This is a genomic window from Pasteurella sp. P03HT (assembly GCF_054052285.1).
In genome coordinates this window covers 64,223-76,802 of the sequence record NZ_JBSIUM010000008.1, presented here as the reverse complement: position 1 = coordinate 76,802, position 12,580 = coordinate 64,223, and the positions used below count along the sequence as shown (strand labels likewise).

The 12,580-nt window shown below is 38.0% G+C and carries 20 protein-coding genes, 1 tRNA gene and 1 pseudogene; 20 read left to right on the top strand and 2 right to left on the bottom strand.

Translation table 11 applies throughout. The annotated features are described in order from the left end of the window. The first annotated feature begins 67 nt into the window (after window positions 1-67). A complete protein-coding gene (locus ACWIT3_RS07920; RefSeq protein WP_457162192.1) occupies window positions 68-724 on the top strand; it encodes a LexA family protein in 657 nt (218 codons plus the stop codon). Window positions 725-756: 32 nt separating this feature from the next. Here the strand turns inward: ACWIT3_RS07920 and ACWIT3_RS07915 are convergent, their stop codons facing one another. Further along, on the bottom strand, window positions 757-1,125 hold the full coding sequence (locus ACWIT3_RS07915) for a hypothetical protein (protein WP_457162191.1): 369 nt from the start codon (window positions 1,123-1,125) through the stop codon (window positions 757-759). A gap of 726 nt (window positions 1,126-1,851) precedes the next feature. Here ACWIT3_RS07915 and ACWIT3_RS07910 point away from each other — a divergent pair. The 17 genes and pseudogenes from ACWIT3_RS07910 to ACWIT3_RS07830 all read left to right on the top strand — a co-directional run bounded on the left by ACWIT3_RS07910 (window position 1,852) and on the right by ACWIT3_RS07830 (window position 11,086). Then, complete coding sequence (locus ACWIT3_RS07910; protein WP_457162190.1) at window positions 1,852-2,124, top strand: hypothetical protein; 273 nt, start codon at window positions 1,852-1,854, stop codon at window positions 2,122-2,124. Further along, entirely contained in the window at window positions 2,121-2,369 is a 249-nt protein-coding gene (locus ACWIT3_RS07905) for a hypothetical protein (protein WP_457162189.1), read from the top strand. The genes ACWIT3_RS07910 and ACWIT3_RS07905 overlap by 4 nt, the downstream gene beginning before the upstream one ends. 137 nt (window positions 2,370-2,506) lie before the next feature. Beyond that, a complete protein-coding gene (locus ACWIT3_RS07900) occupies window positions 2,507-3,433 on the top strand; it encodes a hypothetical protein (protein ID WP_457162188.1) in 927 nt (308 codons plus the stop codon). Between the two features lie 10 nt (window positions 3,434-3,443). After that, window positions 3,444-4,223, top strand: a complete 780-nt coding sequence (bet, locus tag ACWIT3_RS07895) for a phage recombination protein Bet (protein WP_457162187.1) — start codon at window positions 3,444-3,446, stop codon at window positions 4,221-4,223. Continuing rightward, window positions 4,220-4,831, top strand: a complete 612-nt coding sequence (locus tag ACWIT3_RS07890; RefSeq protein WP_457162186.1) for a YqaJ viral recombinase family protein — start codon at window positions 4,220-4,222, stop codon at window positions 4,829-4,831. Before bet ends, ACWIT3_RS07890 begins: the two co-directional genes overlap by 4 nt. Before the next feature lie 4 nt (window positions 4,832-4,835). Beyond that, entirely contained in the window at window positions 4,836-5,291 is a 456-nt protein-coding gene (gene ssb / locus ACWIT3_RS07885; protein WP_457162185.1) for a single-stranded DNA-binding protein, read from the top strand. A gap of 9 nt (window positions 5,292-5,300) precedes the next feature. Then, on the top strand, window positions 5,301-5,636 hold the full coding sequence (locus tag ACWIT3_RS07880; protein ID WP_457162184.1) for a hypothetical protein: 336 nt from the start codon (window positions 5,301-5,303) through the stop codon (window positions 5,634-5,636). Beyond that, complete coding sequence (locus ACWIT3_RS07875) at window positions 5,633-5,830, top strand: hypothetical protein (RefSeq protein WP_457162183.1); 198 nt, start codon at window positions 5,633-5,635, stop codon at window positions 5,828-5,830. Before ACWIT3_RS07880 ends, ACWIT3_RS07875 begins: the two co-directional genes overlap by 4 nt. Window positions 5,831-5,865: 35 nt before the next feature. Continuing rightward, on the top strand, window positions 5,866-6,387 hold the full coding sequence (locus ACWIT3_RS07870) for a hypothetical protein (RefSeq protein ID WP_457162182.1): 522 nt from the start codon (window positions 5,866-5,868) through the stop codon (window positions 6,385-6,387). Between the two features lie 8 nt (window positions 6,388-6,395). After that, window positions 6,396-6,587 carry a flagellar FlbD family protein gene (locus tag ACWIT3_RS07865; protein WP_457162181.1) on the top strand — a complete coding sequence of 64 codons (192 nt, stop codon included), beginning with the start codon at window positions 6,396-6,398 and terminating at the stop codon, window positions 6,585-6,587. Window positions 6,588-6,616: 29 nt separating this feature from the next. Next, on the top strand, window positions 6,617-7,216 hold the full coding sequence (locus tag ACWIT3_RS07860) for a hypothetical protein (RefSeq protein WP_457162180.1): 600 nt from the start codon (window positions 6,617-6,619) through the stop codon (window positions 7,214-7,216). Beyond that, window positions 7,213-7,485 carry a hypothetical protein gene (locus ACWIT3_RS07855; RefSeq protein ID WP_457162179.1) on the top strand — a complete coding sequence of 91 codons (273 nt, stop codon included), beginning with the start codon at window positions 7,213-7,215 and terminating at the stop codon, window positions 7,483-7,485. Before ACWIT3_RS07860 ends, ACWIT3_RS07855 begins: the two co-directional genes overlap by 4 nt. Window positions 7,486-7,654: 169 nt before the next feature. After that, window positions 7,655-7,924: a hypothetical protein gene (locus ACWIT3_RS07850; RefSeq protein WP_457162178.1), complete on the top strand. Its 270-nt coding sequence runs from the start codon at window positions 7,655-7,657 to the stop codon at window positions 7,922-7,924. A 154-nt stretch (window positions 7,925-8,078) separates the two neighbouring features. Beyond that, on the top strand, window positions 8,079-8,549 hold the full coding sequence (locus tag ACWIT3_RS07845; RefSeq protein WP_457162177.1) for a hypothetical protein: 471 nt from the start codon (window positions 8,079-8,081) through the stop codon (window positions 8,547-8,549). 454 nt (window positions 8,550-9,003) lie between these two features. Next, on the top strand, window positions 9,004-9,777 hold the full coding sequence (locus tag ACWIT3_RS07840; protein WP_457162176.1) for a DNA methyltransferase: 774 nt from the start codon (window positions 9,004-9,006) through the stop codon (window positions 9,775-9,777). 11 nt (window positions 9,778-9,788) lie between these two features. After that, a pseudogene (locus ACWIT3_RS07835) lies at window positions 9,789-9,932 on the top strand (helix-turn-helix domain-containing protein); the annotation flags it as partial. Between the two features lie 62 nt (window positions 9,933-9,994). After that, window positions 9,995-11,086 carry a tyrosine-type recombinase/integrase gene (locus ACWIT3_RS07830; RefSeq protein WP_457162175.1) on the top strand — a complete coding sequence of 364 codons (1,092 nt, stop codon included), beginning with the start codon at window positions 9,995-9,997 and terminating at the stop codon, window positions 11,084-11,086. Window positions 11,087-11,124: 38 nt separating this feature from the next. Here ACWIT3_RS07830 and ACWIT3_RS07825 read toward each other — a convergent pair. Next, window positions 11,125-11,214, bottom strand: a tRNA-Ser gene (locus ACWIT3_RS07825). Between the two features lie 216 nt (window positions 11,215-11,430). Between ACWIT3_RS07825 and ACWIT3_RS07820 the strand changes: the two genes are divergently transcribed. Then, window positions 11,431-12,093: a Bax inhibitor-1 family protein gene (locus ACWIT3_RS07820; protein WP_457162174.1), complete on the top strand. Its 663-nt coding sequence runs from the start codon at window positions 11,431-11,433 to the stop codon at window positions 12,091-12,093. Between the two features lie 98 nt (window positions 12,094-12,191). Continuing rightward, on the top strand, window positions 12,192-12,521 hold the full coding sequence (locus ACWIT3_RS07815) for a TusE/DsrC/DsvC family sulfur relay protein (protein WP_457162173.1): 330 nt from the start codon (window positions 12,192-12,194) through the stop codon (window positions 12,519-12,521). Window positions 12,522-12,580: the final 59 nt, after the last annotated feature.

The following is a 12,580-nucleotide window of genomic DNA, read 5'->3' as shown; positions in this document are numbered from 1 at the left end:
CTTAAGTCAATAAGTGTTAAGATAACTTAACTTTTAAAAGTCACTTTATTGACCAAAGGGGGTTAATATGAATGAGAAAACTTTAGGCGATCGCATAAGAGAGCGAAGAAAAGAATTGAAATTGACGCAAAAAGACCTCTCTCTAGCAGTTAAAGGGGTTTCTCACGTAGCTATATCGCAATGGGAAAGTAATACGACTAAACCAAATGCAGAAAATATCTTAGATTTATCCACTGTTTTACAGTGCGATATAAGCTGGTTATTGCGAGGAGATGGATTCTCTAACGTAGTTCCAGCAAGTGTTGGGGCAAGAAAAATACCTTTAATTAGCTATATTCAGGCAGGGACGTGGACTGGAGTTGATGATTTGAAAGAGACAATTGGCGATTATGAATATGTTTTAACCGATCTAGAAGTTTCAGAATGTGCTTTTGCATTGAAGTTAAAAGGCGATTCTATGGAGCCAGATTTCTTTGAAAATGATATTATTATTGTCGATCCAAAAGTCACGCCGGTGGCTGGAGAGTTTGTTGTTGCAATAAATGGGAATTATGAAGCAACATTTAAAAAATACAGACCTCTTGAAGAAGTTGACGAGTTCGGTAGACAGCATTTCGAGATAGTGCCACTTAATCCAGATTATCCTAAATTATCTTCTTTAAAACAAGATATTAGAATAATAGGTACGATGGTTGAGCAGAGAATATACCGAAAAAAAAGATAAAAAACACCGCACTTTATTAGTGCGGTTATTTTTTAAAACATAACTGATTGCATTTTTGTATAAGTCTTGCTATCTGTTGTTGCTAGCATTTTTCGACCATCTTTTAGCACCATTATAAAAGTAACATCCTTTCCTTTTCCACCAAGCAGAAGACCAGCTAGCAAACCGACAGGACCAAGCAAAACTCCACCAACCGCGCCCCAGCCAGCTGCACCACCCAATCTAATAGCACTCTCTTCACTTGCCAGTTCGATTGTCTCAATTTGAAATTTTGCGAAAGCTTCCGTTTTACCAGTGAATCCACCACCCATTGGATCATGAATTGATATATTGCCAAACATAACATGTACTGTGTCTGTCGTAGAAGAAAAATCACCTGCGTGAACTTTTAACTTAGCCATAAATCTCCTTATTTAACCTTCATGTTTAAAGAAGTTTAATTTTTACAAAATTTACATCATCAATTCAGTGACAAAGATCACAGAATTGGAATCTGTACACATTTCTATGTTTTTTAGAGCCCTTCCGTAACCATTTAAAATTTAAGACAACTTAAAAATGATTTAATTTTTCTTAAATTTTATCTTGACTTAAGATTTAAGTTTTCTTAAACTTTAACCATCAAAAACAAACGCTCTTTAAAAACTTGAACAAAAACGCATAGCTTGCCCAATGGTGAGAGTGTTAGTAAAAGCGTGGTAACAGACCCACCGCACTCAACAAGACGGAGTTAAAGCCCGAATCAAACTATGCGCATACTTGCGGAAACGTTAGCACCGGCAGTGAATCGGGAAGCCCAAACGCAAGTATAAAAACACAGTAAACGCGGCTAAAAGTGCGTGACAGTCGGAGAGACGGCAGTATCAAGAAAGTGTATTTATAATGAATCAAGACAGACTTTACAAAGTATTAAAAGATAATAAAGGCAATTATTCGATTGATTCAAATGGTCGGATAAAACTTAAGTCTGACTACTTTGAAAGAAAGATAAGAGAAGCTCTTAAACTTTTGAAGCTAGTAAAGATAAACAAATAAGTGTGCTTTCTTGATGCTACAACAATAAAAGAAACCTTGTTATTTAATTACCTCACGCCCTCGAAAGAGGGCTTTTTTTTTGGAGAAATAAAATGGCAACAGTATTAGCAAGCGGCTTTGAAAGTCGCGTAAGCTTATATTCGGAGAGGCTTATCGTGTCTAGCGGCCTTTTCTATATTCTAACAACTCACGGAAGGCACTTAGGCGCAGAAAACGTGGCTGAAGAAGTAGAGGTGGCTAAAGAACTTGGATTAACCACAACTGATCTGAAAAAGGCAATAAAAATGTGGGAAGAAAGAACGGAGCATTTTTATATCGTTGGTTATGAGCCAGCAATTAATAAATATTTGGAGAATGAAAAATGAGAAACATAAACATCTGGAATCTTGCCGGAGCAATCATTCTGATTCTAGCAATTAGCGCAAACTTAAAAGCAAAAGAATCAGAAATCGATTGGGAGGCGCAAGCAAAAGCAGAATGGATCGCAGAATTTGGCGAATATCAGCCGAATTTAACGAAAGAAACTGAACATTACTTGCGAACACAAGCAGTAAAAATTCAAATGGAGAAAGATGAAGTTAAAAGTACCGAACCCACGCGACTACGATAGCGATTATGACTATCGCAACGCTTGCGAAGCGTATCAAGCATATCTAAACGGCAAATATCACGTTTGCCAGCCCCACTATGTGAAACAGCACATAGCACGCCACCACCCTGACAGCCCGCACTTTATAGAGAAAAATAATGGAAGAGCAGAAATTTAAACTAGTGCTTTCGACAGAAAGCAAAGTATTAGCTTGTAACATTCAAGATTTTAAAGCGCAAGCAGATAAATTCTTATCAACACTTACAAGCACGTTTGAAACAGACGAAGATTTTGGAAAAGCAAAAGAAGAAGTGGAACTTCTTAAAAAGATTGAAGCTCGCACACGTGAGGCAATTAAAAATGCACGCCAAGGCGATCTTCAAGACTTGCTTAATCAAGCAGAAGAAATCGCAGAGCAATTCAGACAAAAGCGTTTGTTCTTAGACAAAACAGTAAAAGCTCGAGAAGTCGAGATTAAGTCTGAAATTGTCGCGAAAGCGTTAGATGAAGTGATTAATGCAATGAGCGGTTATGAGAAAGATGTATCTATTGCGTTAAGTAGCAAATATTCTCGCTTCAGCATTAAAGCTCGATTAGATGAAGCAACAAAACGCAGAAGCAAAATTGCAACACTAGAGAAAGCAGTTAATGCGGAGAAAATGCTTATTGTGAGCGAAGTCAGCGCAGAAGCAAGTCGAATTGCAGCGAGAAGAAAGATGATTCCGATTCAATATGAATATCTCTTTAAAGATTGGCAAGACTTGATCACGGGTGAGCAAGATTTAGAGCCGATTATTGCTCAACGCATCGCAGAAGAAGAAAAGCGCGAAGCGGAGTTAAGAGCGAAAGCAGAGGCTGAGGCGCGGGAAAAAGCAAAAGTACAAGCAGAGGCTAAAGCGGTAGCTGATGAAATGGATAAAAGCGCAACAGAAAAAGCGCAAGAATCAGTCAGCGAGCCGTTATCTGATTTTGTTATTTCAATTCAATTGAAGCAAGTTACAAAATCAGAAGCAATCAGAATTGCTCGCACTTTAAAAGAACGCTTTGGCGAAAACGTCACACTAAAACCAATTTTAAGATCGTAAAGGAATAAAGATGTCAACAGCATTACAAACTTTAACAAACAAGTTAGCGAAGCGATTTGAAATCACAGATGCTTCAGACCTTATGAGCACGCTTAAAGCGACAGCATTTAAAGGCAATGTTAGTGATAGCCAAATGACCGCACTTTTAATCGTTGCGAATCAGTACGGATTGAATCCGTGGACAAAAGAAATCTACGCTTTCCCTGACCGACAAAGCGGGATTGTACCGATTGTCGGAGTGGACGGCTGGGCTCGTATTATCAATGAGAATCCAGCATTTGACGGAATGGAATTTGACATAGACGATGAAAAATGCACTTGTCGAATATTCAGAAAAGACAGAAACAGAGCGACAGAAGTCACTGAATATATGAGTGAATGCTACCGCGATATGGGGCCGTGGAAGACGCACCCTAAGCGAATGCTGCGACATAAAGCGATGATTCAATGTGCGCGTTTAGCTTTCGGATTTACCGGAATTTATGACAAAGACGAAGCGGAAAGGATTATCGAAGATGAAAATGGCTTCTCACAAAGCAGTCAAAATAAAAGCGTGATTGATACAAAACACGTCGAACTTATTTCAGATGAAGAAATCGAGCAAGTGAAAAGCTTGATTGAGCTAAGCGGCGTAGATGAACGCAAGATTCTAGCTTACGCCGGCAACGTAGAATCGCTCAAACATATTCCAAAATCAATGGTTGAGAAAGTTATTAATAGATTAAATCTATCACTAGACCAATCTCAACAAGACAACGAAGAAGAAGTCGGCGAAGAAATCGAAGTATGACAAAAAAACTAATCACACTTGATTGCGAGCAAGGAACGCAAGAATGGCTAGTCGCGAGACTAGGCATTCCGACAGCCACAGGCATTAAAAACATAGTGAATGCAAGTGGTCAGAAGTCCGCCGGCTGGATTCCCTACCTTGCCGAGCTTGTCGCAGAAAGCATTGAGGGCGTAACTGAAAGCTTTAAATCTCAAAGTATGGAGCGCGGAAACGAGCTAGAGCCACTCGCAAGAATGGCTTATGAGTTCGAAACGGGAAACAAAGTGACACAAGTCGGCGGTGTTTATCTCAACGAGAAAAAAGAGCTGATGATAAGCCCTGACGGCTTAATTTTGAGCCGCCAAAAAGGCTTAGAAATCAAGTGTCCGAAGATGAAAACGCATATTAAGTATATTCTTGAAGGCGGCGTGCCGACTGAATACGTGATTCAAATTCAAGCCGCACTTTGGGTCACAGGCTATGAAACGTGGGATTTTGTCAGTTATTGCCCGGAATATGAAAAACAAACGCTTTATCTACACACAGCAACTCGAGATGAGAAGCTGATGAAAGCGTTTGATGAGTATATACCGCAGTTTTTAACATCGCTAAAAGCGCTAAAAGGATAAAAAAATGGCTGGAGTCAATAAAGTAATTATAGTCGGAAATTTAGGAAACGATCCTGAAATCCGCACAATGCCTAATGGCGACGCAGTGGTAAAAATCAGCGTGGCCACAAGTGAAAGCTGGATTGATAAAAACACGAACGAGCGCAAAACACAAACAGAATGGCACTCTATCGTATTTTATCGTAGACAAGCTGAAATTTGCGGTCAGTATTTGAAAAAAGGCTCGAAAGTTTACGTTGAGGGCAAACTCAGAACACGCAAATGGCAAGATCAAAATGGTCAAGACCGCTACACTACAGAAATTCAAGGTGATGTATTGCAGATGCTAGACAGTCGCCAAGATTCGCAACAGCAAGCTAATGCACAAGCACCGCAAAACAACGCTTATGCGAATGCGAAAGCTGGAAAGCCTGTGCAGCAACAGGCTAGTAGTTTTGAAGACGAAAATATTCCGTTCTAGAGGCGAGTCATGTCAACTGTAAAGGAATATATAAAAGAAGATCTAGAAGCAATTTTACAGAATTATGGGATTGACCATAAAGGGAAACTTGATGAAATTGCTGATGATTTAGCAACAACTTTTGAAATGATTAATGAGGTAGCTAGTTATTCTCATTCGCCTTGCTATATAGATGAAGAGAACAAGGTGAAAAGACAGATTGAGCAAGAAAGAGAGTTAGCGTTAAGAGAATTTTTAATGCTTCCAGTTTGTAATGAGTGCAATGGCACTGGAAAAACTAGAGTACCTTTTACGCTAGCAGAAATTGGAGATTGTCCAAAATGTGGTGGTTGGGGTAGAAGATGAGAAAGATTATTCAGATTTGTGAATCTACAATTACAAGCTCCTCATTTGGTGATTCGTGGAATTTAAGTGCGCTATGCGATGATGGGACTGTGTGGGTCATTGATGGCATTGCCGATTATTCTGGAAAGCCAAAAGAATGGGTAAGAGTGCCTGACATTCCACAAGACGAACCACAAACAGACAAAGAACAATAGCCACCGTATCGGTGGCTTTTTTATTGGACTAAAAAATGGAAATTAAACTCACAGCAACGCAAGCACGCTGGAAAAATGCTTTTCTCGAGTTCTTGCGAAGTCAAGATAAAGCGCAGTCAATACAAGACTTCGCAAATAAACGACCGAAATCGAATCGACTTGATGTCGCTTCGATGGAAAGAATCATTATCTATCTCGAGCAATCGGGATTGATTCAGATCGAGCAACGACTTGCTAAAGCGTGCTTGTTTAAGTGCGTAGCAGTAAAAGAACAAAAAATCAAAAAGGAAAATGAAGAAATGGCTAAAACAGCAGAAAAAACAATTACAGAAAAGACACCGGAAGAACTCGAAGCAATGGCGCAAGAGCTCTTGAAACTATCAGAAGCGAAGAAAAAAGAGCTAGCAAGCGGCGATCACATTCGCAAAACATTGAATCCGTTGTTTCTTCAAGTGTGCCAAGCAAAAGGCAAAATTAATCGCTTGATTGAGCAGCAGATCGACGCAATGGACGAGTTAGACAAAGCAGTAAATAACTTGAAAGAAGCACTAAAGTGAGGTGAAAAATGGCTAATTTTATCGAAGTGACAGCACTAAATGATGACAAATTTTTTGTAAATATGGATCTGATTGAAGCAATAAAAATCGGAGAAAATAGAACGATTCTAACTACACCAGACGGCGACGGTTGCTACGTAGTAAAAGAATCGGCTAGAGAAATCTTACACAAAATCAACTTAAACGAAGCTGTCAAATGACAGCTTTTTTGTTATTAAAGGAATTATAAATGGCGTGGATTCACACTTACTCGGGAAAGTATATTGACTATAAGAATCCCGATTTTAACGAAATCAACATTACAGATATTGCGCACCACTTGAGCTTAGAAAATCGCTTTATGGGTCAAGCGAGCGAAGCGTATAGCGTAGCTAGTCATTCACTTTTCTGCGCTGAAATTGCTGAATATCTTAACTACTCTACTTATATGCAGTTACGCGTGCTAATGCACGATTTTCACGAAGCATATGTAAAAGATATTCCGACACCGCTTAAAAAAGTGTGCCCTGATTTTTGCGCACTAGAAGCGAAATTCGAGAAACTAGTAGAGCTTCGCTATATGTTGCCAGCGCTTACAGAACAAGAGATTCAGCAGATTAAATACGTTGATTTAGTCGCACTGCTAATGGAAAAAAATGCGTTGCTTTCAGATAAAAGCGAGTGGCCACAGCTTAAAAACATCGAGCCGATCGAATGCTTAAAAGTGCCGCGATTCTCGCCGAGAACAGCCGAAGAATTATTAAAAATCAAGTTCGGTGAATTGTGGGATAAAGCATTCAAAGCACAGCCGTTACACAACTTTTTACTATTCGTAGGAGTATCACAATGAAACTTGGATTCAATCCGTTTTCTTTGAGAAAACAAGTCAAGCACTGGTGCGAAATCGCAAGCAATCAAGCACTTCAAATTGAGCAAACGAAAACAGAATCAAGCAATCAGAAGTTAGAGATTGAGCAGTTAAAGAATCGCTTGAAATGCTTAGAAGCTGAAAACGAAAAACTGACAAAAGAGAATGATCAGTGGTACGAAGTGGCAACCGGACATAAAGTGATCGGACGTAATCGCGTGCTGGGGTATAAATTAAATAAAGCATTGTAATTCAATGTATTAAATTGAGTTATAAAGTAAAACTTAAATACTGAAAGAGGGATTTTTTATGACAGAACAACAATTAGAGTATAAACCGCAGCAATGCGGTTTTTTTTATTATCTCGACGAAATTAGTTTCGTTGACATCATTTAACTGATTGAAAATAAAGGATTAAAAATGAAATATCCGAAAAAATTAACGATTTTAATCTCGGTAGAAAATGAAAATCAAGATTACTTCTTTAGCCGAATGCGAGATGCGGGATTTATAGAGAATCTTACAGATAGAGATTTATTCGCAGACGAGAGTTTATGTAGAGAATGTTTCAATTATGACTCTATAGATAAATTAAGAGCGCTTGAAGTATTAAGAAAAGACTTGTTAAAAGATCTTCAGTGTCAAATTTCAAACTGTATTGATGAATTTATTGAAAGATTAGAGAGTTGAAAATGGCAAACAGCAAAAAACCGAGAGAAAAAAACATAATAAAAACGCTGTTATCAAGAAAATCAGCGACAACATCAGTAAAAGCTCTTTCATTTTAAGTGTAATCAAACTTGGAAAACACGGTCAAGTGTGGTTTAAAAATGGGATTCCGCAAGTGAACGGCAAAGTGTCAAAAACGGATTATGACTTGACATTTAATATGCCTCGTCCGTGGTCCTTTATTTTTGGGATCGCTTGTAGAAACGTAATGGGGCAGACATTTCTACGCGTTGAATATATCTCACTTTCTACACGTCACGCTTTCGCTTCTGAAGAAATTAAGAACTTTGTCGATGATGAGATTAACAATGTTATTGAGCAAGCGCCAGTTGAACATACTGTAACGCCGTTTTTCATAGCAAGTCCTGAAAAACGGGAGTTTACAGATGAAGAAATCAATAAACTTCTGAATCATTGCGGAACGTTCGAGCGACTAAAAACACCGCACGAAGTGGACATTATCCGCGAGAAAGGGATGGACGAATTGAGAAAGATCGATCCGGTTCCGTTCACTAGCAAAGCAACTTGGGCGATTCTTAGAAGTACGGCGTTGAGACATACGCAGAGCTGCGCACAATGGGACTAGAATCGATTCTTAAACTCAAAGGAATCGGCGAGAAACGGTGCGATGAATTGATCGAGGGATATAGAAAACTGCTGAAAAAATACTATCAGCAAGACTGTATAAAGAATCTTGAAGAGTTCGAGTGGCACATACACTTACATCAAGAAGCAATGAAAAATCTAGTAAGAAGAGATTCAGTATGAAGTTGGAAATAGCACTATTCATAATTGCAGCCGTTGAGATTGCAGCAATATACGCATTTAATAAATACGAGCAAAGAAATGGGCTTTGAAATAATCGCAAAAATATTAGACAGCGCAGCAGAAATGTGGGCGCTGTTTTTTATTCTGTTTTTAATTGAGATCGTCATATCTATTAAACGATTTTTTGACAGATTTATAGAAGATGAATTGATGATTTTGAATCTTAAAGAATCATTATATAAGTGATTAATAATCTATTAAGAGAGAAAATAATGATTGTATGGGCTTTATTTGATAGCGGAAACGGATGTTACGCTCAAGCAGCAAAACACTTTAATGATATTGAAATATTTTCAATAGGTATTGATATTGAAAGAAAAAATAATCATTTTATTAATTTGAATCTTGCTGATTATTCAAGAATGTTCGGCGATAACACTTTATTTGACACTTTAGATAATTTACCAAAACCCGATCTTATTATCGCGAGTCCGCCCTGCGAAAGCTGGTCTGTAGCAAGTGCTATGTGGGGGGGGAACGCATCTTGGAAGCAAGAAACAGGAGCTATTAATAAAGAATTGTCAAAGTTCACAATAAGAAATAGCGTCGACTATGATTTACCGCACGTTCAGTTTAAGTACGAACGTTCTTTTCTTAATAGAATCAACGGAGAATTGTGTATATATAACACGATTGAGATTATTAAGAGATACAATCCAAAAGTTTTTATTATAGAGAATCCCAGTTCAAGCAGAATCTGGCATTACATAAATGACATTCTTAATTTTAAATTAAATTTTGACAATCTGACTTATTATAACAATTATGGATATGCTCTGAATAAGCCAACAAGATTCAAGAGCAACATTAATTTGAATCTCAAGTCAGATAAAAGCAAAAGCGCAGAAAAAAAATGGGGTGAGTTTTCAAAAAAATACAACGAAAGATCGAATATTCCGATCAACTTAATAATAGACATATATAAAAGTGTTAATAACTATTTAAACAATGCAAGTGACGCTCCAAGTGAGCGTTTTTTATTTTAGAGATCTAAAGAATGGAAGAAACGCTAACTATACAAGAAACAGCAGATCTCTTGAAAATGAGCTATAACACAGTATATGCGCGAAAACTTGAACTCGGATTTTTTAAAATTGGCGGGATCAGAGGCTGGCGCATATATAAAAGAGATCTTGATCGAAACATACAAAAAGAAAATAATATCAGCCGACTAGAAGTTAGGATCGGCGATAAGGAGAATAAATGTCGATCTATAAAAAACAAAATGGTATCTGGTGGGTTGATTTCAGAACGCCAAGCGGTCAAAGAGTTAGACACTCTACTCGAACGACTGATAAAAAATCAGCGCAAGAGTACCACGACAAACTTAAGCACGAATCATGGAAGGTCGAAAAGCTAGGTAAAAATCCCGAGAGGACAATAGAGGAAGCTTTTGTTAGGTATCTTGAAGTTTCTCAAGGACAAAAGGATCTTGATACAAAAATACGCCATGTTCAGTATTGGCGTTCTGTTTTTGCTGGAAGAAAAATTAGCTCTTTAACAACTGACGATATCCTTAACAATTTGCCTACGCATGTTACGCGATCTGGTAAAAAATTAACGCCCGCAACACAGAACAGGTATCGAACGTCAATTATGCGCGTCTTGTCTTTGGCAAGAGAAGCTGGCTGGATTGATTCACTACCCTTTGTTCCAAAAAACAAAGAGCCAAAGGTGAGGGTTCGTTGGATAACAAAAGAAGAAGCTACACGATTAATTCAAAATTTAAGTGTTAAATGGATGAAGGAGGTCTGCTTGTTTGCGCTTGCAACGGGCGCAAGAATGACTGAAATTCTTTCTTTAACATGGGATAAGATTGATTTTAATCAAAGTATCGCAGTTATTACGAGCGACATAGCTAAATCTGGTAGAGCAAGATCATTGCCGTTAAGCACCGAAGCGCTTCATTTATTAAGAAAAAAACGAATCAATAAAACATCTAATATTGTTTTCCATCGCGGAAATGGGAAAAGAATTAGTGAAATTGATCGTGATATTTTTAAACGTGCATTAGAGCGTGCTGAGATAAAAGATTTTCGCTTTCACGATCTAAGGCACACGTGGGCTAGCTGGCATGTTCAGAACGGCACGCCGCTGATGGTTCTTAAAGAACTTGGTGGATGGGAGTCTATCGAGATGGTAAAACGCTATGCTCATTTGAATGCAACCCATCTTTTACAGTACGCTAACGTGGGAACGTTTTGGGAACACTCACAAATCAACATCTCTGGCTTAGTTGCCGAAAATGAGATTCTGGATAATAACCCAGAAAAGAAAAAAGCCGTAAGTTACTGATTTGAAAGACATAACTTACGACTAATACAACATTCTAGTGGCGGAGGAAGTGAGATTCGAACTCACGGAGGGCGTAAACCCTCGCCGGTTTTCAAGACCGGTGCCTTCAACCACTCGACCATTCCTCCGTGGTATAGACGGGCAGCAATATAATATAGATAAGCAGTTGAGTAAATTAAAAAATGTGTCCACCCCATTCAATAGATTATATTTTATTCATATTGATTTTAATTTACTCAAGTTTTTGCAAAAATGTTAATTTTTAACATTGACTTTTCAAAGGCTAACCAGTACTTTATCGCCATTGTTTTGTTTTTTATTCCATTTGCAAAGGAGCCTTTATTATGGAATCTCGTCTTGTTCTTGAAAGCAGAGAAGCCTCTTTACTGAGTACGCATAAAGTATTACGCAATACTTACTTTTTATTAGGTTTAACACTCGCTTTCTCGGCTGTTGTTGCTTATATTTCAATGAGCCTTAACTTACCTCGCCCAGGCATTATTTTGATGTTAGTCGGATTTTATGGTTTACTCTTTTTAACACATAAGCTTGCAAACAGCGGACTCGGTATTTTAGCGACCTTTGCTTTTACAGGCTTCTTAGGTTATACCCTAGGTCCTATTCTCAATGCTTATGTCAGTAACGGGGCAAGTGATATTGTCGTATTCGCTTTAGCGGGAACAGCTGCTGTCTTTTTTGCCTGTTCAGCGTATGTTCTGACAACAAAAAAAGATATGTCTTTCCTTTCTGGCACAATTTTTGCATTATTCATTGTCTTACTATTAGGGATGGTCGCAAGCTTCTTCTTCCAATCCCCAATGCTTTATATTGCAATTAGTGGCTTGTTTGTTGTGTTCTCTACAATGGCGATTTTATACGAAACCAGTAACATTATTCATGGTGGTGAAACAAACTATATCCGTGCAACAGTCAGCATCTTTGTCTCACTCTATAACTTATTTATTAGTCTACTAAATATCTTCTCTATTTTATCAAACGAAGATTAACAATCAGAGTAATAGGTAAATATAACGCCCCGACATCGGGGCGTTTTGCTATAATAAACACAATAAAAGTGCGGTCAATATTTAAAGAATTCAACAATATGATAGAAGTCAATAATCTCCAAATTGAAACCGATCCACAGGGTTACCTGCTCGATTTAAACCAGTGGAATGAAGAAGTTGCATTAGCTATTGCAAAAGAAGAACAAATTGAATTAACCGAAGCCCATTGGGAAGTGATTTATTTTGTCCGTCATTTTTATGAAGAATATAACACGTCTCCAGCAATTCGTATGCTAGTCAAAGCAATGGCGCAAACCTTAGGTGAAGAAAAAGGGAATAGTCGTTATTTACAGCGTTTATTTCCCGAGGGTCCTGCAAAACAAGCCACAAAACTGGCAGGGTTACCTAAACCTGCAAAATGTTTATAAATCAACCTGTTGAAAAAGATTATTTGATAATCATTTTTATTTACAAACTCATTTTTTAA